At 67.2% G+C, this 26249-nt stretch carries 21 protein-coding genes; 11 read left to right on the top strand and 10 right to left on the bottom strand.

Annotated elements, in window-relative coordinates:
• Positions 1–63 precede the first annotated feature (63 nt).
• The gene (locus tag CXY91_RS08885) at positions 64–939 is read left to right on the top strand and encodes a VOC family protein (RefSeq protein ID WP_248307406.1); all 876 of its coding nucleotides are present in this window, start codon (positions 64–66) and stop codon (positions 937–939) included.
• Between the two features lie 8 nt (positions 940–947).
• On the opposite strand, the gene mdoH is transcribed toward CXY91_RS08885, so the two are convergent.
• Positions 948–3050, bottom strand: coding sequence for a glucans biosynthesis glucosyltransferase MdoH (gene mdoH, locus CXY91_RS08880; RefSeq protein ID WP_248307418.1), 2103 nt, complete (start codon positions 3048–3050; stop codon positions 948–950).
• Between the two features lie 92 nt (positions 3051–3142).
• Positions 3143–4705: an OpgD/OpgG family glucan biosynthesis protein gene (locus tag CXY91_RS08875; protein WP_199777380.1), complete on the bottom strand. Its 1563-nt coding sequence runs from the start codon at positions 4703–4705 to the stop codon at positions 3143–3145.
• A gap of 314 nt (positions 4706–5019) precedes the next feature.
• Here CXY91_RS08875 and glmU point away from each other — a divergent pair, with 314 nt between their 5' ends.
• Together glmU and glmS are read left to right on the top strand one after the other, a co-directional pair.
• A complete protein-coding gene (gene glmU, locus CXY91_RS08870) occupies positions 5020–6375 on the top strand; it encodes a bifunctional UDP-N-acetylglucosamine diphosphorylase/glucosamine-1-phosphate N-acetyltransferase GlmU (protein WP_100960470.1) in 1356 nt (451 codons plus the stop codon).
• 108 nt (positions 6376–6483) lie between these two features.
• Positions 6484–8310, top strand: coding sequence for a glutamine--fructose-6-phosphate transaminase (isomerizing) (gene glmS, locus CXY91_RS08865; protein WP_100960468.1), 1827 nt, complete (start codon positions 6484–6486; stop codon positions 8308–8310).
• A 13-nt stretch (positions 8311–8323) separates the two neighbouring features.
• On the opposite strand, the gene CXY91_RS08860 is transcribed toward glmS, so the two are convergent.
• Positions 8324–8713, bottom strand: a complete 390-nt coding sequence (locus CXY91_RS08860; protein ID WP_100960466.1) for a YbaN family protein — start codon at positions 8711–8713, stop codon at positions 8324–8326.
• 109 nt (positions 8714–8822) lie between these two features.
• Here CXY91_RS08860 and CXY91_RS08855 point away from each other — a divergent pair, with 109 nt between their 5' ends.
• Positions 8823–9515 (top strand): DUF502 domain-containing protein, encoded by a 693-nt coding sequence (locus CXY91_RS08855; protein WP_100960464.1) that lies wholly within the window; start codon positions 8823–8825, stop codon positions 9513–9515.
• Between the two features lies 1 nt (position 9516).
• On the opposite strand, the gene CXY91_RS08850 is transcribed toward CXY91_RS08855, so the two are convergent.
• Positions 9517–10350 carry an AraC family transcriptional regulator gene (locus CXY91_RS08850; RefSeq protein WP_100960462.1) on the bottom strand — a complete coding sequence of 278 codons (834 nt, stop codon included), beginning with the start codon at positions 10348–10350 and terminating at the stop codon, positions 9517–9519.
• Positions 10351–10403: 53 nt separating this feature from the next.
• A complete protein-coding gene (locus tag CXY91_RS08845; protein ID WP_100960460.1) occupies positions 10404–11315 on the bottom strand; it encodes a LysR family transcriptional regulator in 912 nt (303 codons plus the stop codon).
• Positions 11316–11447: 132 nt separating this feature from the next.
• Here CXY91_RS08845 and CXY91_RS08840 point away from each other — a divergent pair, with 132 nt between their 5' ends.
• Complete coding sequence (locus tag CXY91_RS08840) at positions 11448–11858, top strand: RidA family protein (RefSeq protein ID WP_100960458.1); 411 nt, start codon at positions 11448–11450, stop codon at positions 11856–11858.
• Positions 11859–11881: 23 nt separating this feature from the next.
• Here CXY91_RS08840 and recG read toward each other — a convergent pair whose 3' ends face one another.
• The gene (gene recG, locus CXY91_RS08835; RefSeq protein WP_100960851.1) at positions 11882–13984 is read right to left on the bottom strand and encodes an ATP-dependent DNA helicase RecG; all 2103 of its coding nucleotides are present in this window, start codon (positions 13982–13984) and stop codon (positions 11882–11884) included.
• A 135-nt stretch (positions 13985–14119) separates the two neighbouring features.
• Here recG and CXY91_RS08830 point away from each other — a divergent pair, with 135 nt between their 5' ends.
• On the top strand, positions 14120–14416 hold the full coding sequence (locus CXY91_RS08830) for an FAD assembly factor SdhE (RefSeq protein WP_100960456.1): 297 nt from the start codon (positions 14120–14122) through the stop codon (positions 14414–14416).
• 105 nt (positions 14417–14521) lie between these two features.
• Positions 14522–18070, top strand: coding sequence for a transcription-repair coupling factor (gene mfd, locus CXY91_RS08825; protein ID WP_100960454.1), 3549 nt, complete (start codon positions 14522–14524; stop codon positions 18068–18070).
• Between the two features lie 128 nt (positions 18071–18198).
• On the opposite strand, the gene CXY91_RS08820 is transcribed toward mfd, so the two are convergent.
• Together CXY91_RS08820 and CXY91_RS08815 are read right to left on the bottom strand one after the other, a co-directional pair.
• A complete protein-coding gene (locus CXY91_RS08820) occupies positions 18199–19233 on the bottom strand; it encodes an AMP-binding protein (protein WP_100960452.1) in 1035 nt (344 codons plus the stop codon).
• A gap of 123 nt (positions 19234–19356) precedes the next feature.
• Positions 19357–21207 carry an extracellular solute-binding protein gene (locus tag CXY91_RS08815; protein WP_100960451.1) on the bottom strand — a complete coding sequence of 617 codons (1851 nt, stop codon included), beginning with the start codon at positions 21205–21207 and terminating at the stop codon, positions 19357–19359.
• A 240-nt stretch (positions 21208–21447) separates the two neighbouring features.
• Between CXY91_RS08815 and CXY91_RS08810 the strand changes: the two genes are divergently transcribed.
• Entirely contained in the window at positions 21448–22281 is an 834-nt protein-coding gene (locus CXY91_RS08810) for an invasion associated locus B family protein (RefSeq protein ID WP_091830462.1), read from the top strand.
• Positions 22282–22341: 60 nt separating this feature from the next.
• On the opposite strand, the gene mazG is transcribed toward CXY91_RS08810, so the two are convergent.
• Positions 22342–23178 (bottom strand): nucleoside triphosphate pyrophosphohydrolase, encoded by an 837-nt coding sequence (gene mazG, locus CXY91_RS08805; protein WP_100960448.1) that lies wholly within the window; start codon positions 23176–23178, stop codon positions 22342–22344.
• Positions 23179–23215: 37 nt separating this feature from the next.
• Between mazG and arfB the strand changes: the two genes are divergently transcribed.
• Together arfB and CXY91_RS08795 are read left to right on the top strand one after the other, a co-directional pair.
• Entirely contained in the window at positions 23216–23635 is a 420-nt protein-coding gene (arfB, locus tag CXY91_RS08800) for an alternative ribosome rescue aminoacyl-tRNA hydrolase ArfB (RefSeq protein WP_091828879.1), read from the top strand.
• Between the two features lies 1 nt (position 23636).
• Positions 23637–24188 (top strand): regulatory protein RecX, encoded by a 552-nt coding sequence (locus CXY91_RS08795; RefSeq protein ID WP_100960447.1) that lies wholly within the window; start codon positions 23637–23639, stop codon positions 24186–24188.
• A 12-nt stretch (positions 24189–24200) separates the two neighbouring features.
• Here CXY91_RS08795 and CXY91_RS08790 read toward each other — a convergent pair whose 3' ends face one another.
• A complete protein-coding gene (locus CXY91_RS08790; RefSeq protein ID WP_100960445.1) occupies positions 24201–25181 on the bottom strand; it encodes a Bug family tripartite tricarboxylate transporter substrate binding protein in 981 nt (326 codons plus the stop codon).
• Positions 25182–25684: 503 nt separating this feature from the next.
• Here CXY91_RS08790 and CXY91_RS08785 point away from each other — a divergent pair.
• Positions 25685–26137, top strand: a complete 453-nt coding sequence (locus CXY91_RS08785; RefSeq protein WP_100960443.1) for a VOC family protein — start codon at positions 25685–25687, stop codon at positions 26135–26137.
• Positions 26138–26249: the final 112 nt, after the last annotated feature.

Below are 26249 nucleotides of genomic sequence, written 5' to 3'. Positions count from 1 at the left end.
ATGGATCCCGGATCGGTGCCGCTATCGCGGCTTGTCCGGGATGACCCTCAGGATGAGATCACAATGACGACGACCTCCGAACCACGCGGCCTCGACCATCTCGTCATCGGCGTCGCCGATCTCGATGCGGCCGGAGCCTTCTACGCCGATCTCGGCTTCCGTGTCGGCGCACGCAATCGCCATCCCTGGGGAACCGAGAACCGGATCGTCCAGTTTCCCGGCGCTTTCCTGGAACTGATCACCGTCGGCGACGCGACACTGATTCCGCCGCATGCACCGCGGCAGTTCTCCTTCGGCGCCTTCGTGCGCGACGTGCTGGCGCAGGGCGAGGGGATGTCGATGCTGGTGCTGGAGAGCCGCGATTCGGCTGGTGATGCAGAGAGCTTTCGCAGCGCCGGCATTGGCGACTTCGAGCCCTTCTTCTTCGAACGGCAGGCGCGCCGGCCGGATGGCAGCGAGGTCCGCGTCGCCTTTTCGCTCGCCTTTGCCGAGAATCGGACGGCGCCCGAGTGCGGCTTCTTCGTCTGCCAGCAGCACGAGCCGCAGAACTTCTGGAACCCGGCTTTCCAGCAGCACGAGAACGGCGCGAGCGGGCTTTCCGCCGTGTTCCTGGTGGCGCAGGAGCCTGCCGCGCAAACGGCTTTCCTCAGCGCCTTCTCCGGCGCCGAGAGCTTCGCGACGCCGGAGGGGGGCTTGCGCCTGCCGCTGCCGCGTGGACGGCTGGAGGTGCTGACTCCCGGGGCCGCCGAGACCGTGCTTGATGGCGAGAGCCGTCGGCAACAGGCTCATTTCGCCGGCTTTGCGGTCACGGTGCCGGATTTCGAACCTCTGCGGCAGCGGCTCTTGGAGCGCGGCATCGCTCACCGCCAGGAGGGCGCCCGCTTCGTCGTTCCGGGGAGTGCGGCCTTCGGCTGCGCCATCATCTTCGAGCGCGGCTGACCCTTCGCTCAGCTCGCTCTGGGCTCGGCGCCCGCACGGGCCGGCCCTTCGGGCAGGTTGGCCAGCAGGCCGAGCAAGGCGCGGTCGTGCAGGACGACCATGCGTTCCTTCGGCTTTAGCCAGATCATCGCGTCGGCGATCGTCTCGGCATCGATCAGCTTGGCCTGCGCCACGGCGCGGTCCGGCTCGATCTCGCCGCGCCGGCGCGACTGGACCTGCGGCAGCATGGCCTCATGGTTCGCGCGCAGCATCGGATCGGCGTGCAGGGTCGCAAGCCCGTCGGCATCGTCGAAGCCGGCCTGCGAGAACTCGGCCTGGAGCGCGTTGGCCCGCACGGCGATCGCCGGCGGATCGCCTTCCTCCGGCGTCAGCAAGAGCCCGCGCCGCTTCAGCCAGAGGCCGAGCGCGAGGTTGCCCGAGGCCCAGGAGAGCGGGATCGCCAGCAGCAGGCCGACGATCGTCGGCGACATCCAGGCGAAGAGCGAGGTCGCGATCATGAAGGCCGACAGGCCGGCGACGAGTCCGAGCAGGGTATGGGCGCGGTGCCTGCGAATGATGTCGTTGAGCGGGATCGAGCCGTCGTCGCGGCGCTGCGGATTCCAGCCGGTGTCGCGGCCGACCAGGATCTGGAAGACCGAGCCGGACTGGATCACCATCATGATCGGCGCGAAGAAGGCCGAGAACAGGATCTCCAGCAGGGCCGAAAGGACGAGCCGGATACCGCCGCCGCAGGCGCGCCTGAGCTTGCCGTCGAACAGCGTCAGCAGGAGGCCGAACAGCTTCGGCGCCAGGAGGATCGCCATGGTCAGCCCGAACAGGTTGAGCGCGCGTTCGGGGTCGAAGCGCGGCCAGACCGGGAAGAGCCGGAACTCCTCGGTGAAATATTCCGGCCTGGCGTAATTGACCTGCAGCACGATCAAAATGCCGACCACCAGCTGCATCAGCCAGAAGGGCGAGGCGAGATAGGCCATCATGCCGGTGGCGAAATGCTGGCGGGTCGAGAGCTTCAGGCCCTTGGCGCCGATGATGCGCGAATGTTGCAGATTGCCCTGGCACCAGCGCCGGTCGCGGGTGGCGATGTCGATCAGCGAAGGCGGGCTCTCCTCATAGGAGCCCGTCAGGTCGGGCAGCATGTAGACCGACCAGCCGGCGCGCCGGATCAGCGCTGCCTCGACAAAATCGTGGCTGAGGACGTGGCCGCCGAAGGGCGGCTTGCCCTTGAGATCGGGCAGGCCGCAATGATCGGCGAAGGCCTTCGTCCTGATGATCGCGTTGTGGCCCCAGTAGTTGCCGTCGCGGCCGGACCAGATCGCCAGGCCCGTCGCGATCACCGGGCCGTAGACCCGCGCCGCGAACTGCTGCAGGCGCGCGAAGAAGGTGTTGCGGTTGATGATCAACGGCAGCGACTGGATGATGCCGGCGTCGGGGTCGGCCTCCATCGCCGCGGCGAGGCGCACGATGCAGGTGCCGGTCATCAGGCTGTCGGCGTCGAGCACGACCATATGGGGGTAATGTCCGCCCCAGCGCGTGACGAAGTCGGCGATGTTGCCGGCCTTGCGGTGATGGTTCTTCGGCCGGTGGCGATAATAGATGCGCGCATCCGGTCCAAGCCGCTGGCGCAGGGCCAGGAAGGCGCGTTCCTCCGCCACCCAGATGTCGGGGTTGGTGGTGTCGGAGACGATGAAATAGTCGAAATGGGCGCCCAGTCCCGTCGCCTCGATCGACTCGCGGATTGCCGCCACGGCCGCAAAGGTCCGTGCCGTCGATTCGTTGTAGATCGGCATGACCACGACGGTCTTTTGCGTCAGCGTCTCGGCGCGGGGGCTCTTCACCAGCCTGAAGAGCAGGGCGCAGAAGCCGAGGATCGCGCTGGTGAAGGCGAGCGCGATCCATGAGAAGTTCACGGTGAAGAGGACGAGCAGCACGTACTGCAGGAAGGTCGTGCGGCTGACCGACACGACATGGTACATCTCCCAGGCGCCGTAGGCGGTCAGCGCCCAGGCGCCGCCGAAGACGAAGATCCGGGCGAGCCAGGGCGTCTGCCAGGCCTGTGGTACAGCCGGCTTGCGCCCCTCGGAGGCGTTCCAGCTGCGGAAGGACTGCACCGGCATCTCCAGCCGGTTCTCGGGCGGCGTCGCCTCGACCGGGGCGGGATAGCCGGTCGCGACCTCGATCTCGGCCGGGCGGGCAGCTACGTCCACAGTCACCAGGTCCACCGATTGAGCAGGGTTTCCGAAACCGGCTGGCCGCCGGCGTCGAGCACGAGGCGCAGTTCCGAGAGCGTCTCGCTGCCGGGATCGACCTCGAAGGCGACGCGCATGGTGCGTCGTTCCGGATAGGGCCAGAGCCGCAGGTTCTGGATCGAGCCCGGCGTTGCCGTAACATTGGCGCGGATGGCGGCGACGAGGGCAGCATCGCCAAGCCTGTCACCGGTGAAGTCGACGAGGAAGCGGCGTCGGCGCGCCTGCGAGCCCCGGCCTTGCCGGATGCGCGTCGCGGTGGCGAGCGGCGGGCGCTCGGGCGGCTGCCAGCACCAGGCCTGCCGATAGGCGATCGTCGTCTCGCTGCCGGCGGCGATCGGCTGGCGCGGGCGCCAGTAGCTGATGATGTTGTCGTTGAGCTCGGATTCGCTGGGGATTTCGATCAACTGGACCGAGCCCGGTCCCCAGTCGCCAAGCGGCTCCATCCAGACGCTCGGCCTGAGTTCGAAGCGCTGGTCGTCGTCGACGAAGGCATTGGGATCGCGCTCGCGCTGGACCAGACCGAAGCCGCGCGGATTGGAATCCTGGAAGGACGAGACCTGCAGATTGGCCGGGTTGCTGACCGGTCGGTAGATCCATTCGCCGTTGCCGGTGAGCATCTGCACGCCGGAGACCTCGTGGACCGCCGGGCGCAGATCATCGAAGCCGCGCCGGCTCTGCGGCCCGGAGAGATAGGTGCCCATCACGCAGCCGAAGCCGACATGGTCGAGATTGGCACGGGCGAACAGGGTCATCTCGACATCGATGAAGGTCACGTCGCCCGGGCGCAGCGTCATGCGGACTGCGCCGGTGACGCTCTCGGAATCGAGCAGCGCGTGGATGATCAGCATACCGGCGGCGGCGCTCGGCCGCTCGATCCAGTAGGCGCGGAAGAAAGGGATTTCCTCGCCGCGCGTCTCGCCGGGTCGCAGAATCAGGGCGCGAGCCACGGCCCCGAAATTCTGGCCGCGCGCCAGCGAGCGGAAGAAGGTCGCGCCCTGGAACAGCGCCAGCTCATAGGGACGCTCCAGCCCTGCCGAAACGCGGAAGCCCGAAAATTGGAGGTCTGCGCCCGCAGGCGGGGGCGCCACGCGGCCATAGTTGAACTTGCTGGGATCGAAGGCGACGCGCCGGACGATCTCGTCCTCGACGGTGAACAGGCTGACCGGCGACGAGAAGACATAGCCGCGGTGCAGCGGCTCGACGGTGAAGCCGCGATTCTCGCCGGCCCAGATCATGCCCGAAGGCTGCGCCCTGATGCCGACATACTGGTCGTAGGGCAGGGTGGCGTAGCCCTCCGGCAGGTCGGTGGCGACCAATGGCACCATCGGCCGGCGCGAGAGCACGCGCGCCGCTTCGACGACGAGTGCGGGATCGAAGCGTTGTCCTTCGGCGATAACCGATTGCACCAGCCCGGCCCATGCCGTCGGGGCCTGCGCCGCCGCAGTGCCGACGGCAAACCGCTGCGCGATGGCGCCGGTCGCTGCGAGGCTCAAAAATCGACGGCGATTCAAGGATTTCGACATGATATCCAACTTGGGCCGGCAAAGCTCTGCCGACTTGCGCTTCTAGAGCATTTCGCGCGGGGCTGAAAAGCGCAGTGCAAGGCCAAAGGCGAAAAAAGGAGCGCCTTGCATGCAGGAATGCCATGCTGAAAACGAAGCCGTGCCGAATGGCTCGTCAGAGGCCGGCATCTGGGCGCTTCGTCCGCTGGGCTTTGCCAAATCCGCTCGCTATCGGCTATCCAACGCCGGGCGGCATTCGCCTGCCCCCGCGACGACGGCCGGTCGTGGCCGCGCTTCCTCGTTAACGAGCATGTGACAGGACGATCATGACGGAAATGCAGCCCGCCCGGACCTGTCTTGCCATCGTGCTGGCCGCGGGCGAGGGGACCCGGATGAAATCGGCACGGCCGAAGGTGCTACACGAGGTGGCTGGCCGCTCGCTGCTAAGCCATGTCCTGGCAGCAGTGACGACCGCCGGCGCCGATGCGCTCGCGGTGGTTATCGGGCCCGATCGTCCCGATGTGGCGGCCGAGGTCAGGAAGCATGCTCCGCACGCCGCGGTCTTCATTCAGAGCGAGCGCAAGGGCACAGCGCATGCGGTGCTGGCGGCCCGTGAGAGCCTGGCGGGCAAGCACGACGATGTGCTGGTGGCGTTTGCGGATACGCCGCTGGTGCGTCCCGAGACCTTCGCCGACCTGCGCAAGGCGTTGCATGGCGGTGTCGGCGTTGCGGCGCTGGGCTTCGAGGCGAAAGATCCAGCCGGCTATGGTCGTTTCGTCACCCAGGAAGGTGCGCTGCACGCCATCGTCGAACACAAGGATGCCGACGAGGCGACGCGCAGGATCACCCTGTGCAATGCCGGGCTGATGGCGCTCAATGGCCACAAGGCGCTCGCCATCCTCGACGCGATCGGCTGCGCCAATGCGCAGAACGAATATTACCTGACCGACGCCGTTGCAGTGGCGCGAGCGCAAGGCTTGAAGACGGTCGCAAGGGTTGCGCCCGAGGCCGAGGTGCAGGGGGTCAACGATCGGGTCCAGCTCGCGGCCGTCGAGGCCGACTTCCAGCGCCGCAAGCGGCTTGAGGCGATGCTGGCCGGCGCCACGCTAATCGCGCCCGAAACCGTGTTCTTCAGCCATGACACTGTGATCGGCCGCGATGTCCTGATCGAGCCCAACGTCGTCTTCGGCCCCGGCGTCAAGGTCGCGGACAATGCCGTCATCCACGCCTTCTCGCATCTCGAGGGGGCGAGCGTCGGCCCAAGCGCCTCGATCGGCCCCTATGCGCGCCTGCGCCCGGGTGCCGAACTGGCGAAGGGCGCCAGGGTCGGCAACTTCGTCGAGATCAAGGCGGCGGCGATCGGCGAGGGCGCCAAGGTCAACCACCTGACCTATATCGGCGATGCCGAGATCGGCGCGAACGCCAATATCGGCGCCGGCACGATCACCTGCAATTATGACGGCTTCGTCAAGTCTAAGACGATCATCGGCGAGGGCGCCTTCGTCGGTTCCAACTCCGCGCTGGTCGCGCCGGTGACGATCGGGGCGGGTGCCTATGTCGGCTCGGGCTCGGTCATCACCCGCGACGTCAAGCCGGATGCGCTCGCCATCGCGCGCGGCCGGCAGATGGAGCGCGAGGGCTGGGCTTCGGCCTTCAGGGCTGCAGCGCAGGCCCGAAAGGCCCGACAATAAGCGATTTGCAAGGCATTTCGTTCACAGTTCGATATTCAACGTGATTTCGCATTTGCCGGCTCGCGGCTTATTGCGATCCGCATCGATATCAACAGATGAGGCATATCCATGTGCGGGATCGTGGGCATTCTCGGCAAGCAGGCCGTCGCCGGCCAGGTCGTCGAGGCGTTGCGGCGGCTCGAATATCGCGGCTATGATTCAGCCGGCGTCGCGACCCTCGAAGGCGGCCGGCTCAGCCGCCGCCGCGCCGAGGGCAAGCTCAAGAATCTCGAAGTGCGCCTCTCCAACGAGCCGCTCGATGGCTTGATCGGCATCGGCCATACCCGCTGGGCGACGCATGGCAAGCCGACCGAGAGCAATGCCCATCCGCACGCCACGGAGAAGCTCGCGGTCGTCCACAACGGCATCATCGAGAACTTCCGCGAGCTCAAGGCCGAGCTCGAGGCCGACGGCCACGTTTTCGCCAGCGAAACCGATACAGAGGTCATTGCCCATCTCGTCACCCGCGAGCTCGATCGCGGCAAGGACCCGATCGCGGCGGTCGGAGCGTCGCTGCCGCATCTGCGTGGCGCTTTCGCGCTCGCCTTCCTGTTCGAGGGACAGGAAGACCTGCTGATTGGCGCCCGCAAGGGCTCGCCGCTCGCAGTCGGCATCGGTGACGGCGAGATGTATCTCGGTTCGGATGCGCTGGCCTTGGCGCCTTTCACCAATCTGATCGTCTATCTCGACGAGGGCGACTGGGTGGTGCTGAACCGCAAGGGCGCGACCTTCTACGACGCCGACGGCAGCCAGGTCGAGCGCCGCGCCCAGCGCGTCGCGGCCGGTGCCTTCCTGGTCGAGAAGGGCAATCACCACCACTTCATGGCCAAGGAGATCTACGAGCAGCCGGAAGTGGTCGGCCACACGCTGACGCATTATATCGACATGGCGAATGGCGTGACGCGGCTGCCTTTCGAGACGCCGTTCGACTGGAAGAGCCTGTCGCGCCTGTCCGTCTCGGCCTGCGGCACAGCTTACTACGCCGGTCTCACCGCCAAATACTGGTTCGAGAAGCTCGCCCGCCTGCCGGTCGAGATCGATGTGGCCTCGGAGTTCCGCTATCGCGAGGCGCCGCTGCCGGCGAACGGGCTCGCGCTCTTCGTCTCGCAATCGGGCGAGACCGCCGACACGCTCGCCTGCCTGCGCTATGCCCGCCAGGAAGGCCAGCACATCATGTCGGTGGTCAACGTGCCGACCTCGACGATCGCGCGCGAGAGCGATGTCGTCGCCCCGACGCTGGCCGGCCCCGAGATCGGTGTCGCCTCGACCAAGGCCTTCACCTGCCAGCTGACGGCGCTCGCTGGCCTCGCCATCGCCGCCGCCCGCGCCCGCGGCACGCTCACGGCCGAGCAGGAAGCGGCTTACGTCCAGGAACTGATCGCGCTGCCCGGCCTGATGGCGCAGGCGCTGACGCTGGAGTCCGAGATCGAGAAGCTCGCCCGCAAGCTCTCCAGGGCGCGCGACGTGCTCTATCTCGGCCGCGGCACCGCCTTCCCGCTGGCGCTGGAAGGCGCGCTGAAGCTCAAGGAAATCAGCTATATCCACGCCGAAGGTTATCCGGCCGGCGAGCTCAAGCACGGCCCGATCGCGCTGATCGACGAGGACATGCCGGTCATCGTCATCGCCCCGCACGATGCGCTCTTCGAGAAGACGGCCTCGAACATGCAGGAGGTCGCGGCACGCGGCGGCCGGATCATCCTGATCACCGACGCCAAGGGAGCGGCCGAAGCCGGGGTCGTGCCGGAGGCGACGATCATCATGCCGGAGATGGATCCGCTGTTCGCGCCGATCGTCTATGCGGTGCCGATCCAGATGATCGCCTATCAGACGGCCGTCTTCATGGGCAAGGACGTCGACCAGCCGCGCAATCTGGCGAAGTCGGTCACCGTCGAGTGATCTCTACCCGGTTCTAGTCCGGCTCCGGCCGGCTTGCGACATAGGTGCCGGCGGCGATCAGGCCGGCGCCGCTCAGCCAGAGCGCGATCGGCGGCGCATCGGTCGCCGCTACGATGACGAAGCTCAGCAGCATCGAGCCGCAGGCGAGATATTTCGTCCTGCGGGCAATCGCGCCGGTTTCCCGCCAGCGCACGACCTGCGGGCCGAGCCGGGGGTGATTGACCAGCCAGGTTTCGAACCGCGGCGAGGAGCGCGAGAAGCACCAGGCCGCCGCGATCAGGAAGACGGTGCCGGGCATCACGGGCAGGATCAGCCCGATTATTCCGAGCAGTACGCAGAGCCAGCCGGCCGCAAGATAGAGCGGCCGATGCCAGCGGCGTTGAGATCTGGACGGTTCGGACACGAGGCCTATCGACGAATCGGGGGCTAGTCAGCGGCTGGCGCTCGGCTATCGTTCGATAGTGCGGCGCAATATGGTCAGGCCGCAAGAGCGACGGAGACCCGGATCGCCTATGACTGCCCGCACGCCCGATCCGCGCCTCGTCGTCCAGCCTGATCTGCTGCGGCCAACCTTCGGGACCAGGCTCAGGCGCTATTTCCTGACCGGTCTCGTGCTGGCAGCGCCGCTCGCCATCACCGCCTCGGTGACCTGGTGGTTCATCAACCTGGTCGACGGCATGGTGAAACCGCTGGTGCCGGCCCAGTTCTGGCCCGAAAACCATCTGCCGTTCCCGCTGCCCGGCTTCGGCCTGATCATCGCCCTGATCGGCCTGACGGTGATCGGCTTTTTTGCCGCGAACCTGGTCGGGCGCACCCTGATCGGCGCCGGCGAATCGCTCCTCAACCGGATGCCGGTGGTGCGCGGCCTCTACAAGGGCGTGAAACAGATCTTCGAGACGATCTTCTCGCAGTCCGGCACCTCGTTCCGGACGGTCGGCATGGTGCAGTTTCCGCAGCCGGGCATGTGGTCGATCGTCTTCATCGCCCAGGAGGCGGCGCCGGAGATCGCCGGCAGACTGCCTGACGGCGACGAGCAGATCGGCGTCTTCCTGCCCTGCACGCCGAATCCGACCACCGGGTTCTTCTTCTATCTGCCGCGGCGCGAGATAGTCGAATTGTCGATCTCCGTCGAGGACGGCGCCAAGCTGATCATGTCGGCTGGGCTGATCCAGCCTGGCGAGCCATTGTCGGACGGGGCGAAGTAACTCAGCCTTTCAGCGGCACCCAGATCTCGACGATGCCGTTGCCGCTGGCGCCGTCGAAGCGCTGGTCCATGCGTTCGAGCGTGACGCCCATCGCCGGCTCCCGGCCCGATTTCGGCAGCCAGTCGCGCCAGATCGCCTCATAGGTCTGCTTGATGCCGGTGATGTGGCCGCTGTGCTCGAACACGGCACAGAGTTGCTCCGGCACGCTCAGCCGGGCGAACTCGTCGGGCAGGTCGCTGAAGGACGAGACCTCCGCGCCGGCAATATAATCGAAGGCGCCGACATCGTCGCAGTTGTAGCTCGCGCCATAGGCGACATAGCCCGTCTGGCCGGGGATATGGCCGAAATGCGGGGCGATTCTCTGCCAGAGCAGCGGAATGCCTTGCGTGTTGTCGACCGAGAAATGACCGTTGAAGCCGGCGATCAGCAAGGGGGTACCAGTGACGATACGGGGCTCGGCGAGGGGAGTGCGGTTTGCAGCGTGCATAGACAGAGGCTCCACGAGAGCAAGAGATGACAGATCGCGCCTCGAGCGCAGTTCGTCCGGCGTGATGCCGAACTGCTCGCGGAAGGCGCGGGTGAAGGCCTCGTGAGAGCCATAGCCCCAGTCGAGCGCGACCTGGAGGATGTCGGGCGCCCCATCGGCGAGCTGTCGCGCCGCTTCCGAAAGCCGGCGCTCGCGCACATAGCGCATCACCGAGCGGCCGGTCGCCACGCCGAAGGCGCGGCTCAGATGGAAGCGAGAGACGCCGCTGACCTCCGCGATCTCGTCGAGCGAGAGCTCGGAGGCGAAGCGGCTTTCGATGCACCAAAGGGCTTTCTTGATCGGGTCCATGGCTCACTCACGAAACGCCGGCACCATGGCGGAGGCGAAGCGCGTCTGCTTGATCAGGATTGCTGTCGCTCTTTCCAGCGCGCAGCCTTGGCGACATCGAGGAAGGCCCGCAGCGCCGGCGGCACGGCGCGGTGGCCGGGATAGTAGATCGCGACCCGCTCTGGGGCGGGCGTCCACGCTGCCAGAACCCGGCGAAGGCGACCCTTGGCCAGCGCCGCCTCGGCCGCCGGGCTGGCGACATAGGCGATGCCGAGGCCCGTGATCGCGGCATCCACCATCAGTTCCTCGTCGTCGAGGATGACCGGGCCGGCTGCCTCGATCGTCAGCGCCTGTCCGGCCCGCTCGAACTCCCAGCGATAGAGCTTTCCGTTCGGCACACGGTGGCCGATGCAGCGGTGTCGCGTGAGCTCGTCGGGCGTACCGGGCTCGCCGAAGCGTTCGAGATAGGCCGGCGACGCGACGCAGATGAAGCTGACTTTCGCACCGAATGGCACGGCGATCATGTCCTTCGGGATCGAGTCGACGAGGCGTACCCCGGCATCGAAACCGCCAGCGACGATGTCGATCAGCTTGCCCTCGACGACGAGGTCGACGACCACGTCGGGAAAGCGTTCGGACATCGCCGGCAGGATGTTGCGCAGGAGGATGGTTGCCCCCAGCCGCGGCGCATTGATCCGGACGGTGCCTGCGACATTGCCGCGGAAGGGGGCAACGCTGTCGAGCGCCTCGTCCAGGGTGGCGAGCGCCGGCTGAAGGCGGCCGAGCAATTCGAAGCCGGCTTCCGTCGGCGAGACGCTGCGTGTCGTACGGTTGAGCAGGCGCACGCCCATACGTTCCTCGAGAGCGCGCATCGCGTGGCTCAAGGTGGAGGGCGCCGTGCCGAGCTCGTCCGCCGCGCGCCGGAAGCTGCGACGGGTCGCGACAGTGACGAAGGCGGTCAGGTCGTTCAGCGAAGGGCGAGTCATTGCTGGTGATTTTGCATCAGCGTGTACCAAATTCAACGGCTAATCCGAACAATGGTCGCCCGCTATCTCCTGTCGACTAAAGCGAACCACGCGGAGAGGCCGCTGCGTTCGCAGTCCATGAAAGGAACCGACATGGCTAAACGCGCTGCGATTTTCCCCGCCGATCGGCACGCACTGTACGATCTGCATCAGTATTCGGCCGCGATCCGGCATGGCGACCTGCTCTTCGTCTCGGGGCAGGTTGGCAGCCGCGAGGATGGTTCGCCCGAACCGGTGTTCGAGGATCAGGTCCGGCGCGCCTTCGCCAATCTGCGCGCGGTTCTGGCCGCGGCAGGCGCGACGTTCGACGATGTGATCGACGTCATCTCCTTCCACACCGACCCGGCGACGCAGTTCGAGACAATGATGGCGATCCGCGCCGAGGAAATCGGCGAGCCGCCCTATCCCACCTGGACCGCCGTGGGCGTGACCTGGCTCGCCGGCTTCGATTTCGAACTTAAGGTCGTCGCCCGGATTCCGTCCAAGGCTACCGAAAACGCCTAGTTCGCGCAGGGTTGAGTATCATCTCAGCCGGCCCGCAGCAGGCGGATCGCGACGTCGCGCTCGAACAGGTAGAGCAGCGTCCGGATTGCCTGGCCGCGTGGCGTCTCCAGCTGCGGATCGCGCTCGATCAGCAGGCGGGCATCGTCGCGCGCGGCGGCGAGGAGATCGCCGTCGATCTCCGGCCGGGCGATGCGCCAGTCGGGCGAGCCGGACTGACGCGTGCCGAGCACCTCGCCTTCGCCGCGCAGCCGTAAGTCTTCCTCGGCGATGCGGAAGCCGTCCTCGCTCTCGCGCATGATGGTGAGGCGCGCTTCCGCCACCTGGCCGAGCGGACCCTTGTAGAGCAGCAGGCAGGTCGAGGCAGCGCTGCCTCGGCCGATCCGCCCGCGCAACTGGTGGAGCTGGGCGAGGCCGAAGCGCTCGGCATGCTCGATCACCATCACCGAGGCATTGGGCACGTCGACGCCGACCTCGATCACCGTGGTCGAGACCAGCACCCGCGTCTTTCCGCCGGAGAAGGCGGCCATGGCGGCATCCTTGTCGCGTCCCGGCATCTGGCCGTGCAGCAGGCCGACCTTGTCGCCAAAGATCGCCTGCAGCGCCTCGAAGCGTTCCTGCGCCGCCGCGACATCGAGCGTGTCGGATTCCTGCACCAGCGGGCAGACCCAGTAGACCTGCGCACCGGCGTCGAGTGCGCGCCCGACCGCGCCGACGACTTCGTCATAGCGCTCAAGCGAGATCGCCCGCGTGGTGATCGGCTTCCGGCCGGCCGGTTTCTCCGAGAGGATCGAGACGTCCATGTCGCCGAACCAGGTCAGCGCCAGCGTGCGCGGGATCGGCGTCGCTGTCATGACGAGAATGTCGACCGCCTCGCCCTTGGCGCCGAGCAGCAGGCGCTGGTGCACGCCGAAGCGGTGCTGCTCGTCGACGACGGCGAGCGCAAGGTCGTGAAAGGCAACGCCCTCCTGGAACAGTGCATGGGTGCCGACGACAATGTCGATCTCGCCATTCGCCAGGCCTTCCAGCACCTGCCGGCGGCCGGCGCCCTTCTCGCGGCCGGTGAGCAGAGCGAGCTTGAGGCCGGCCTTGTCGGCGAGAGGCGCCAGGCGCTCGGCATGCTGCCGGGCTAGGATTTCGGTCGGCGCCATCAGCACCGATTGTCTTCTGGCTTCGGCTGCGGCCGCCATCGCCATCAGCGCGACCACGGTCTTGCCCGAGCCGACATCGCCCTGGAGCAGGCGCAGCATGCGCTCGGGTTTCTCCATGTCGTCATGGATGTCGGCGATCGCCTTGCGCTGGCCGTCGGTCAGCGTGAAGGGCAGGGCGGTTTCGATGGCGTGGCGCAAGGCGCCGTCGCCGGCGGTGGCGCGGCCGGCCGCCTTCTTCTGCTGGCGGCGCACCAAAGCGAGCGCGATCTGGCTCGCCAGCAATTCGTCATAGGCGATGCGCCGGCGGGCGACCGTTTCCCCTGTCGCGGCCTTGAGATCGACCGGGTGATGCAGAGCGTGGATGGCGTCGCGGAAGGGCACGAAATCGTACCGTGTCAGGAAGGCCGGATCCTGCCATTCCGGCAGCTCGGGACAGCGCTCGGCCGCTCCGGCGGCGATGCGGGCCATGACGCGCCCGCCTATGCCTTCGGTGAGCCCGTAGACCGGCTCGACCGACGGCAGGGCGGCGGCGAGCTTGGGATCGAGGATGCGGTCGGGATGCACCATCTGACGCATGCCGTCCCAGAGTTCGAGCTTGCCCGAGATGATGCGATAAGCGCCGATCGGCAGGGTCTGCAGGAGATGGCGGACATCGGCATGGAAGAATACCAGCGTGACGTCGCCGGTCTCGTCCTCGACGATGACGCGATAGGGCGCCTTCGCCTTGGTCGGTGGGGCCGGGCGATGCTCGGTCACTTGCGCCGAGAAGGTCGCGACCTCGCCGATCGGCGCCTCGGCGATGCTCTCGCTCGGCCGTCGGTCGATCGCGCCGGTCGGCAGATGGAACAGCAGATCGATGACGCGAGCGGCATGAGTCTCGTCGCCCAGCAGCCGGTCGAGCGCCTTGGCGAGCTTGGGGCCGACGCCGGAGAGGGCTGTGGCCGGTGCGAAGAGCGGATCGAGGACGGATGGACGCAATGGCTTCACGGCATGTCAGGAGTGCGAGCCCGGCGGCATTCCTGCCGCTGACTTCGCGAGATGGCATCGCTATATAGCTCGCGACGGCAGGCTCCGCGACGGGGCCGGCCCTATTTCCATTTCGCGAGGCCGAAGATGAGTGGCTCGACCCGTAGCAGCGCCGATCTCGACCCGCGACGGCGCAAGATCCTGTTCCGCGCCTGGCATCGCGGCATGCGCGAGATGGACCTGATCATGGGCCGCTTCGCCGATGCGCAGATCGGCAATCTGACCGATGCGGAGCTCGACGAATTCGAGCGGCTGATCGAAGTACTCGACCGCGACCTTTTGAGCTGGGTGACGGGGGAGGCGCAGGTGCCGGAGAACTACGATAGCGAGGTCTTCCGGCGGCTGAAGGCCTTCCACCAGCACGACAAGCCGATCCATGTGTGAACCGCCGTCATGGTCGGGCTTGACCCGACCATCTCGGAAACCAGTGGGCCCTGGTCCTGAGATTCTCGGGACAAGCCCGAGAATGACGCCTGAGAAAACTGCCCGATGAGCATTCCGCCTCCTACCCAGATCGCCAAGCCGCAGCTCGAGCGCGTCCTCGATGCGCTGAACCGCGGCGACAAGCCGACGCTCTCCGGCGTGCCCGATGGTTTCGACGCCGTCGTGCTCGCCGATCTGACGCGGGCTCGGGCGAAGAAATCGGAAGGGCCGGCGCTGATCGTCTTCATCGCCCGCGACGGTCAGCGCCTGCAGGTGCTGGAGAACGCGCTGCAGTTCGTCGCGCCCGATCTCGAGGTGATGAGCTTCCCGGCCTGGGACTGCCAGCCCTATGACCGCGTCTCGCCGGCGCCCTCGATCGTGGCGCACCGGATGACGACGCTGTCGCGCCTCGCCAGGACCAAGTCCGGCGATCGGCCGCGCCTGCTGCTGACCACCGTCAACGCCGCGCTCCAGCGCGTGCCGGCCTTCGGCAAGGTCGCCTCCGAGAGCTTCTCGGCCGCGCCGGGCAACATGGTCGATACGGAGGAACTGGCGCGCTGGCTCGACGTCAACGGCTACCTGCGGACCTCGACGGTGCGCGAGACCGGCGAGTTCGCCGTGCGCGGCGGCATCGTCGACCTCTTCCCGCCGGGCATGCCGGCGCCGATCCGGCTCGACTTCTTCGGCGACACGCTGGAATCGATCCGGACCTTCGATCCAGAGACGCAGCGCACCACCGGGCAATTGCGCGGGCTCGACCTCGTGCCGATGTCCGAGGCACAGATGACGAGCGACTCGATCCGTCGCTTCCGCCAATCCTATATCGCGACCTTCGGCACGCCCGGCCGCGACGACACGCTCTATGAGGCGGTGAGCGAAGGCAGGCGTCCGGCCGGTCTCGAGCACTGGCTGCCGCTGCTGGCCGAGAAGCTCGACACGCTCTTCACCTATCTGCCCGATGTCCCGATCGTCCTCGACCATCACGCCGATGATGCGGTGGCCGAGCGCATCAGCCTCATCAAGGACTACTACGACGCCCGCAAGAGCGCGCTCGACCAGCCGTCGCCGGGCTCGATACCCTATAAGCCGCTGCCGCCGGAGGCGCTCTATCTCTCGCCGGCCGATTGGCGCGGCATCATCGGCGAGGCCGGCGTCGCCTCGCTGACGCCGTTCCAGTTGCCGGAGAGCGAAGGCAAGCTCGTCGTCGATCTCGGCGCCAAGCAGGGGCGCAACTTCGCCGCCGAACGCGCCGACAATTCCGGCAGCGTCTTCGACGCGGCCGTCGCGCATGTGAAGGCCCTGGAGGGAGACGGGCGACGCGTCATCCTCGCCGCCTGGTCCGAGGGCTCGCGCGAGCGCCTCGCCCATGTGCTGGCGGATCACGGCCTGAAGACCGTGCAGATGACCGGTAGCCTGCGGGCGGCCTTCGACCTCAAGCCCGGCACCACGGCGCTCGCCGTCTGGGGGTTCGAGACCGGCTTCGAGGCCGGCAGGCTCGCCGTCATCGGCGAACAGGACATCCTGGGCGACCGGCTGGTGCGGCCGCGCAAGAAGACGCGCCGGCCGCAGGACTTCATCAACGAGCTGTCCTCGCTGACACCCGGCGACATCGTCGTCCATGTCGACCACGGCATCGGCCGCTTCGTCGGCCTGCAGACGATCACGGCGGCCGGCGCGCCGCATGATTGCCTCGAAATCCACTACGCCGGCGACGCCAAGCTGTTCCTGCCGGCCGAGAATATCGAGCTGCTCTCGCGCTACGGCTCGGAGGACACCGAGGTTGTGCTCGATCGGCTCGGTGGCGGCGGCTGGCAGGCGCGCAAGGCCAAGCTGAAGCAGCGCATCCGCGAGATGGCTGGCAAGCTGATCCAGATCGCGGCTGCCCGCGCGCTCAAGGAAGCGCCCCGCCTGATCCCGCAGGACGGGCTCTACGACGAGTTCTGCGCCCGCTTCCCCTATGAGGAGACCGAGGACCAGCAGAACACGATCGATGCCGTGCTCGAGGATCTCGCGGCCGGCCGTCCGATGGACCGGCTGGTCTGCGGCGATGTCGGTTTCGGCAAGACCGAGGTAGCGTTGCGCGCCGCCTTCACCGCCGCGCTCGCCGGCAAGCAGGTCGCGGTCGTGGTGCCGACGACGCTGCTCGCGCGCCAGCACTACCGCAATTTCGCCGAGCGCTTCGCTGGCCTGCCGGTCAAGGTCGGCCAGGCGTCGCGCTTCGTCTCGGCGCCCGATCTCAAGGCGGTCAAGCAGGGTATTGCCGACGGGACGATGGACATCACCGTCGGTACGCATGCGCTGCTTGGCAAGGGCATCGACTTCAAGGATCTCGGCCTCGTCATCGTCGACGAGGAGCAGCATTTCGGCGTCGCCCACAAGGAGCGACTGAAGGAAATGCGCGCCGAGGTCCACATGCTGACGCTGACGGCGACGCCGATCCCGCGCACCCTCCAGCTCGCCATGACCGGCGTGCGCGAGCTCTCGATCATCGCGACGCCGCCGGTCGACCGGCTGGCGGTACGCACCTTCGTCACGCCGTTCGATCCGCTGATCGTGCGCGAGGCGCTGCTGCGCGAGCGCTATAGGGGCGGGCGCTCGTTCTATGTCGTGCCGCGCATCGAGGACATCGCCGAGGTCAAGGACTTCCTCGACAAGCAGGTGCCCGAGTGCAAGGTCGGCATCGCCCATGGCCAGATGGCTGCGGGCACGCTGGAAGACGTGATGACGGCCTTCTATGAGGGCCAGTACGACATCCTGCTCTCGACGACGATCGTCGAATCCGGGCTCGACATCCCGACCGCCAACACGCTGATCATCCACCGCGCCGACATGTTCGGCCTGGCGCAGCTCTATCAGCTCAGGGGCCGCGTCGGCCGCTCCAAGGTGCGCGCCTATGCGCTCTTCACCGTGCCGGCCAGCCGCAAGCTGACCGAGCAGGCCGACCGGCGCCTCAAGGTGCTGCAGTCGCTCGATACGCTCGGCGCCGGCTTCCAGCTCGCCAGCCACGACCTCGACATCAGGGGCGCCGGCAACCTGCTCGGCGACGAGCAGTCCGGCCATATCAAGGAGGTCGGCTACGAGCTCTACCAGCAGATGCTGGAGGAGGCGGTGGCGGCGCTGAAGGCCGGCATCGAGATCGAGAGCGACGCTCATTGGTCGCCGAGCATCCAGATCGGCGCGCCTGTGATGATCCCCGAGCACTATGTCGGCGATCTGACGCTCAGGCTGACGCTCTACAAGCGCCTCTCGACGATGGACGACGACGGCGACCTGCAGTCGTTCGGCGCCGAGCTGATCGACCGCTTCGGCCCGCTGCCGGAGGAGGTCAAGCAGCTGCTGGAGATCGTCGCGATCAAGGCGCTCTGCAAGCGCGCCAATGTCGAGAAGGTCGAGGCCGGGCCGAAGGGCATCATTGTCGCCTTCCGCGACAACGAGTTCGCCAATCCGGAGGGGCTCGTCTCGTATGTCGCGAAGATCGGGACGCTGGCCAAGGTTCGCCCCGACATGCGCGTCGTCTTCATCGACGATTTCGAGACGGCCGAGCAACGCCTGACCGGCACGCGCCGGCTGCTGACCGATCTCGCGCGCATCGCCGAGCGGAAGAAGGCGGCGTAGGGCCTCATCCGTCATTCTCGGGGGACGCGCAGCGGCGACCCGAGAATTTCATGAAGGGAACGCGCGGGTTGGAGTTTCCTCCGGCCCGAGATGCTCGGGTCAAGCCCGAGCATGACGGCCTTCTGGCTTTAGCCCGGATTGCGCCGCCTGATCTCGACGCGCTCGGGCGCGTGCGTGATCACGTCGACGATGGCGAGGTCGGGTCGGTCTAGGCGCGGCAAACCATCGTCCTCGCCGGCGCGGCGGGTGACGACCAGGCTGGTCAGCGACTTGTGGCCGCCGAGCCGCGAGCGCGCGAGCGCCGGTTCCAGCGCGGCGGGGATGACGAGATGGACCATGCGCCCGCCTTCCATGCAGGCACGCAGGTCGTCGAGCACGAACAGTCCGAGCGGCAGGAGCTCGACACCAGTGAGCAGCGCGATGCCGGGCCCGGTCGCGAGCGCAGCGAGATCGCCGCCGACCAGCGTGGTGACGATGCGCGAGGACGCCAGCGGCTTCAGCACGCGCGAAATCTCGAGCGCCTTGGCTAGCACCTCCTTCTCACCGACCGTGAAGGGACCGGCGAGGCTATGTCCGTCGACGACGCGGATCGGCGCCCGGTTCGCTGCAGGCGGCAATGCCGATAGCGTAGCGCCGTGGCCGAGCAGCGGCTCCAGCGCCGCGACGCCGTCGGGTACGCGCGCTCCGAAGCCGCCGATGAAGCGCATGCCGAAGGAGCGGGCGGCGACGTCGCGGAGCAGGTGCAGCGGCTGCAGCTCGCCGATCCGTGGCACGCCGAGCGCCATCACCGCGCCGGAGCGCTCGATGATCGGCAAGAGCTCCGCTTCCTTGGCATGGGCCGGCAGGAGCATCGGCGACAGGCCGGCCCGCAGGCTGGCGAGGATCGAGACCAGGGCCTCAGGGCCGAGCGGGGCCAGGATCGCGACGCAGGCGCCAGCTTGCGGCTTGGCGAGGAGGAGAAGGTTGGCAAGCCGGTCGACGCGGCCGTCGAGCTCGGCGAAGCCGAAGGCATTGGGGGAAAAATCGCTCCAGTCGCGCCGGCCGGGCGGGTCGCGGAAGGCCGGCTCATAGCCGCGGCGGGCGGCGAGTGCCTTCAGCAGGCTGTCGAAATCGAGCCCTTCGACCAGCGCGCCGATGGAGATTTCGTCGGAGCCCATCCGCATCGCCGGTCCTAGATCACGATGGTTTCAGATCGGGTCGATCCAAAACCATAAAGCGTGATCGGTTCTGAGAGTTCAGAGCAGGCTTCCTGCGAAAAATCGGTTCCCACTTTCTCGCGTCCTGCTCTAGTTGGCGGGCGCGGGCGGGGAGGGCGACCGCGCCAGCGTCTCATTTGAGAAGAAGAATTTCGGTCGCCGCTCGGGCAGGGTGATCTCGCGCGCCCGCGCCAGCCAAGTCTCCGGCAGATAGTAGAGCGGCACGACATAGAAGCCGGACAGCAGCAAACGATCGAGCGTGCGCACGGTCGCCACGAAATCCTCGCGCGAACGCGCCGCCAGCAGTGCCTGCAATGTTGCGTCGATGGCAGGCGAGCGCACGCCGGCATAGTTGAGCGCGCCCTTGCGCTCGGCATTGGCCGAACCCCAGCGGCCGATCTGCTCATTGCCGGGCGAGGCGGAAGCCGGCCAGGTCCACTGGATCATGTCGAAGTCGAAGGTCGAGAGCCGGCGCCAGTACTGGACGTCGTCGATCAACCGGACCGAGACGGTGATGCCCAGGCGTGCGAGCGAGGTCGCATAGTTCAGCGCCAGCCGCTCCTGCGGGCGGTTGGTGACGGTGATCTCGAAGCCGAAAGCCTCGCTCTGGCCGTCCTTGCGCAGCTGCCCGTCGTTCAGCCGGTAGCCGGCGGCTTCCAGCAAAGCGAGCGCGCGGCGAGCCTGGTCACGGTCGCGGCCGGAGCCGTCGGTCGTGGCCGGGGCCCAGGTTCCGGCGAGGATGTCGTCGCGCACGGCGCCGGGAAAGGCGGCGAGCAACGCCTTCTCGTGCTGATCGGCCGGCACGCCGAGCGCCGAGAGCTCGCTGTCGGCGAAGAAGCTGCCGGCGCGTCGGTAGACACCGTGGAACAGGTTGCGATTGGCCCATTCGAAGTCGAACAGCATCGCCAGCGCCTCGCGGACGCGGATATCGGCGAATTGCGGGCGGCGTGTGTTGAAGACCAGTCCGGTCATGCCCTTGGGCGTCTGGAATCGGAAGGTGTCGCGGACGATCCGACCCTCGCGCACGGCCGGGACGTCATAGCCGGTCATCCAGCGCGTCGGGTCGCTTTCAAGGCGAACATCGTAAAGTCCTGCCTTGAAGGCTTCGAACAAAGCATTGGAATCACGGTAGAAATCGTAGCGGATCTCGTCGACGTTGAAGAGGCCGCGGGTGAGGGCATGATCCTCGGCCCAGAAATCCTTGCGGCGCTTCAGCCGGAGCATCTCGCCTGGCTTGACCTCCTCGACGAGGTAGGGGCCGGAGCCGAGCGCCGGCTTGAAGCTGGTGTCGCCGAATTTCTCGGCTTCGGTGGCGTGCCTGGCGAAGATCGGCATGGCGCCGATCACCAGCGGCAATTCGCGGTTGGAGCCGTCGCCGAGTTCGAAGACGACGCGATCGGGAGAGGGGGCTTCGACCTTGGTCACGCGACCCAGGCTCGAGCGGTGGAACGGCTTGCCCTTGGTCTTCAGCATCTCGAAGGTGAAGATCACATCGTCCGCCGTCACCGGCTTGCCATCGGAGAAGCGGGCGCGCGGATCGATCTGGAAGGCGAGACGGGTTCGTTCCGGGTTGAGCTCGACCTTGCTGGCCAGCAGGCCATAAGCGGTGAAAGGCTCGTCGGCAGAGCGGAACAGAAGGCTCTGCTGGACATAGCGCGGGACGGCGTCGGGGGCGACACCCAACACCACCAGAGGATTGAGGCTGTCGAAGGTGCCCTGCTGGCCGTAGATGATTCGGCCGCCCTTCGGCGCCTGCGGATCGGCATAGGGCAGGTGAGCGAAACCCTTGGCCAGCTCCGGCTCGCCATGCATGGCGATGGCGGCATCGTTCTCGGCGGCAGCTGCGCGCGGGTTCCCGATCGGCCCGAAAGCCGCCAAGCCCGCCAGGACGAGCCAGAGACACCACGCGTAACGCGCCGCTGCGCTGAAAGGTCGATGCATGCTCGAAACTGATTCCCTGCCGCAGAATAACATGCGATCAAACTTGTCGCGCCGGGCTCTTCGGGGCTGGAAACCTGCGACAGAACTCGCTAAACGCAGGCCGGGCGTCATCCAAACGCCGCAATCGCGCTTGATGTGCTCACGCCGCCACCGGCTCCGGCACCTTGCTGGGTTGAGCCTTGGGTGATGCATGCCGCCGAATCCGGCGGCCGAACCAGTTTCATGGTCAAGGAAACGCAGATGTCAGCTTCGACCCGCCTGTCCCGGAGCCAGGGCGCCACCGCGAAGAGCACGGTCCGCGGCCTCGCGCTCATCCTCGGCGCCGCCGTCGCTCTAGCCCCGATCGCCGCGAGCGCGCAGCAGGCTCAGCCGCAGCGTCCGGCGAATCGCCCGGCCGCGCCGGCGCAGCAGCCCGCTCCCGCTCAGCAGCCGGCCCAGGGCCAGGCTGCCCAGACCGGTCCCACCGTCGTCCAGGTCAAGCCCGAGCCGTCCCAGACGAGCTGGACCAAGGTCTGCGGCAAGGATCAGGCGGCCAACAAGGAAATCTGCTACACCACCCGCGACTTCGTCTCTGACCAGGGCCAGCCGGTGCTTGCCGCCGCGGTCTACGACGTCAAGGGCGACGCCAACAAGATCGTGCGCTTCCTGATGCCGCTCGGCCTGCTGCTGCAGCCGGGCATCCGCTTCGGCGTCGACAACGCGCAGCCGACGCCCGGCCGCTATGCGATCTGCTTCCCGAACGGCTGCTTTGCCGAGGCGCAGGTCAAGGACGACCTCATCAACGCGATGAAGAAGGGCACCACCCTCAACATCAGCGTGCAGAACCAAGGCGCGCGCGAGGTCACCTTCGCCATCCCGCTGGCTGATTTCGCCAAGGCCTTTGACGGCGCGCCGATCGACCCGAAGGTTTTGGAAGAGCAGCAGAAGGCGCTGCAGGACGAACTCGCCAAGCGCCAGGAGGAGCTGCGCAAGCGCCTCGGCGGCGCCGAGGCGACCCCTGGCGCGGCGCCGGCCCCCGGTACGCCGGCCGCCCCGGCTCCGGGCGCGACGCCTGCGCCGGCTCCGAAGCCCTGATCGATCGAACAGGTAGAATGCATATCGACGCCGGGCCTCGTGCCCGGCGTTTTCATGTGTTCAAGGGGCGGCGCGCTCAGTGCGCTTGACCTGCTGCCAGAGCTCCTCGAGCTCCTCCAGGGTGGCCTCCCGCGGCTCGCGCCCCTGGCGCTCCAACGCCGCCTCGATGCCGGCAAAGCGCCGTTGGAATTTTGCGTTGGCAGCAGTCAGGCAGGCCTCGGGATCGGCATCGACATGGCGGGCGAGGTTGGCCACCACGAAGAGCAGGTCGCCGATCTCCTCCTGGATCGCGGCCTTGTCGCCGCCGGCGAGCGCTTCTTCGATCTCGGCGGTCTCCTCGCGGACCTTGTCGAGCACCAATCGGGCATCGTTCCAGTCGAAGCCGACGGTCGAGGCCTTGGCCTGCAGCTTCCAGGCGCGGGTCAGCGCGGGCAGGGTGGTCGGCACGCCGGCGAGCACGCCCTTGGCCTCTGCAGGTTCCGGCAGCCCGGCCTCGGCTCTGGCGCGCGCCTTGTCGGCCTTCTCCTGCGCCTTGATCTGCCCCCAGAGCGCCTTGACCTCAGCGGGCGACAGATCGCGCGCATCGCCGAAGACATGCGGATGCCGGCGGATCAGCTTGGTGGTGATCGCCTCGACGACGTCGGGGAAGGCGAAGCTGCCCTGCTCCTGTGCCATTCGGGCGTGGAACACGACCTGCAACAAGAGGTCGCCGAGCTCGTCCTTGAGATCGACGAGATCGCCGCGGGCGATCGCGTCGGCGACCTCGTGGGCCTCCTCGATCGTGTAGGGCGCAATCGAGGCGAAGTCCTGCTCGAGATCCCAGGGGCAGCCCGTCCCGGGTGTACGCAGCGCGGCCATGATCTCGATCAGGCGCTCGATGTCGCGAGACGGCTTCATCGCTGCAATTCTCCCTGTGTTGGGCTAGCGTCCTCCCATGATTCAAGTGACCCCGTCCATCGCGATCGACGACAGCGAGATCGAGGAGAGCTTCGTGCGCGCCTCCGGTCCGGGCGGGCAGAACGTCAACAAGGTCTCGACCGCCGTCGAGCTTCGGTTCGACGCCCGCCGCTCGGCCTCGCTGCCCAATGATGTCGCGCTCCGCCTGATGAAGCTCGCAGGCAGCCGGCTGACGCAGGATGGCGTGATCGTCATCACGGCCCAGGAGCATCGCAGCCAGAGCCGCAACCGCGAGGAGGCGCTGGCGCGGCTGGTCGAGCTGATCAGGCAGGCGGAGGTGCGACCTAAGGTTCGGCGGGCGACCAAGCCGACCAAGGCCTCGAAGGAGCGGCGCCTAGCTTCGAAGGTAAAGCGTTCCTCGGTCAAGTCGACCCGCGGCAAGCCGAGGTTCGACTAGCTTGGCGTCAGGGCGGGGCAAAGAGGCGGCAGCAGGAGAGCGGCCGGCGCCCAAGCGGATCACGGCCGACTATCTGCGGCGGGCCGCGCTGCATTATCTCGAACGCTATTCAGTCCCGGCGGTGCAATTGCAGCGCGTCCTGCTGCGCAAGGTGGAGCGCAGCTGCCGGCATCACGGGCAAGACCCCCAGGCATTCCGCACGGCGGTCGAGGAGATCGTCAGGTCTTGCGTCGCCTCGAGCCTCGTCGACGATCGCCGCTTCGCCGAGGCGAGGGCGCAGAGCCTGCGCCGCAAGGGGCGCTCGGCGCGGGCCGTGGCGGCGGGGCTTGCGACCAAGGGCGTCGAGCGCGGCCTCGTCGCCGAGGTCGTGGCGACCGACGAGGAGACCGAGCTGGATGCCGCGCGCATCGCTGCCCGCCGCAAGCGCCTCGGACCATGGAGCCGCGGTGATCGCGTCGCGCAGCGGCAAAAGCACATCGCGGCGCTGGCACGCGCCGGCTTCAGCCTGGCGATCGCCCGCGCCGTGATCGACGACGCGGGCGAGGGCGGGTGACCGCTGGACCGGTCAATCGGGCTTGACGTTGGCCTCGGCCACGACCTTGCCCCAGCGCGCGACCTCGACCTTGACGAAATCGCCGAAGGCGGGGCCGTAGAGGTTCGGGATCTCCGAGCCGTTTCTCTTCCAGGCTTCGGTCACCGTCGGCGCAGCCAGCGCCTTCTGCAGCTCGGCCGTCATCTTCGCGACGATCTCGGGCGGCGTGTTCTTCGGCGCCCACATCGCATACCAGGTCGAGACCTCGTAGCCCGGCACGCCCGCTTCCGCGGTGGTCGGAACATCGGGGAAGGCGCTGGCGCGTTTGGGCGCAGCGACGGCGAGGGCCCGCAGCGTGCCGCTGGAGATCTGCGCGGCGGAGGAACCAAGCCCGTCGAAGGCGAGATCGACCTGACCGGCGACGAGATCCTGCATCAGCGGGCCTGCGCCACGATAGGGTACATGGGTCAGGTTCACCTTGGTGGTGAGCTTGAACAGTTCGCCGGCGAGATGGTGCGTGGTGCCGTTGCCGGCCGAGCCATAGTTCAGCTTGTCGGGATTCTTCTTGGCGAAGTCGATCAGCTCCGCCAGCGTCTTGGCCTGGACCTTGCCGGGATGGACGACCACGACCTGCGGCGGCTGGGCGATGACGCCGATCGGGATGAAATCGGTCTGGATGTTGTAGTCGAGCTTCGGATAGAGGGCCGGCGCGATGGCGTGGTGCGCGGCGCCGATGAAGAAGGTGTAGCCGTCGGGCGCGGCCTTCGAGGCGGCCGACGCGCCGACCGTCCCGCCGGCGCCGCCGCGGTTGTCGATCAGGATGCGCTGGCCGAGCTGCTGCTCGAGCTGGGCGGCAAGGGGGCGGGCAAAGGCGTCAGTGCCGCCGCCGGCCGGGAACGGCACGATGAAGCTGACGGGCTTCTGCGGCCAGGATTGAGCCGTCGCCGGCGCTGCCGGGACGAGCTGGATGAGGGTGGCGAGCGCGAGTGCGCCGAGCCAGCCGGATTTCGACATCGATTTGATCTCCCTTGGATATCCGGACTCTTGAAGGTCCTTGCAATCGCTTCCGGCAGAATGCCGGGCGTTATGTCAGATTAGCGCATTGCGATATCGGAATGGCAACCCGACCAAAGCAGGGTCTCCCCGGCAGCCGGCCGAACTGGCTGTCAGGATCGCCGCAACCGAAATCGGCCGGGAAATCCGGGCGTTTTGCATGACGTTGAAGCCAACGGGTTGGCAGGAGTGTTGGCTGCGGAGATTGACATTCGTCGGCCTAGTACGTTGATACCAACATAAATAGACCGTTCGGCCTGACAGCAGAACGGCCGGCCTGAACCGTGCTCGACAGCGGGCGTTTGGCGATGAGCAGGAGCCGCATGGGTAAAGTCGCCGGTTGGCGAACACGTCATGCGCCGCCGTTGAACAATGACGGCTGGATCACCGCCTAACCGGCTGCGTTTCGGTCGGTCGATGCCGCCAGATTCGCGCCGATCTCAGACGAAAAAAGGGAGACGACCATGAAGATCGTGACCAGCCTGAGCTTTCAGGGGCAGTGCCGCGAGGCTTTCGAGTTCTATGCCAAAGTGCTGGGCGGCAAGATCACGGCCGCCATGCCCTATGGCGATGCGCCGCCCGGCATGGGCATGCCGGACACCGACGGCAAGTATAAGAACTGGCTGATGCATTGCTGGCTCGAGGTCGGCGACCAGGCGCTGATGGGCGCCGACATGGATACCGCCTGGGCCCACAACATCGACAAACCGAAGAACGGCTTCGACGTCACCCTGCACACCAACGACAAGGCCCAGGGCCAGCGCTGGTTCGAGCAGTTGGCCGACGGGGGCAGGGCCGTGATGCCGTTCAGCGAGACCTTCTGGTCGCCCGGCTTCGGCTCCCTCGTCGACAAGTTCGGGATCCCGTGGATGGTCAACACCATCCCGTCGGCCGACTGGAAACCGTCGCAGGGCTGAGGCGGCCCGATCCCGATAAAAAGCTGCGGCGGGATGTCGGCTTCGCCAAGGCCGATCCGTCCTTGGGGCATTGAGCGCACCCGCGGGGCCAGTCCGGCTGACCGGGGCGCTC

This window comes from Allobosea sp. FBZP-16 (assembly GCF_002831785.1).
GTDB lineage: Bacteria > Pseudomonadota > Alphaproteobacteria > Rhizobiales > Beijerinckiaceae > Allobosea > Allobosea lupini.
Note: the sequence above shows the minus strand (reverse complement) of the source record. Positions and strands in the feature narration are given on the sequence as shown.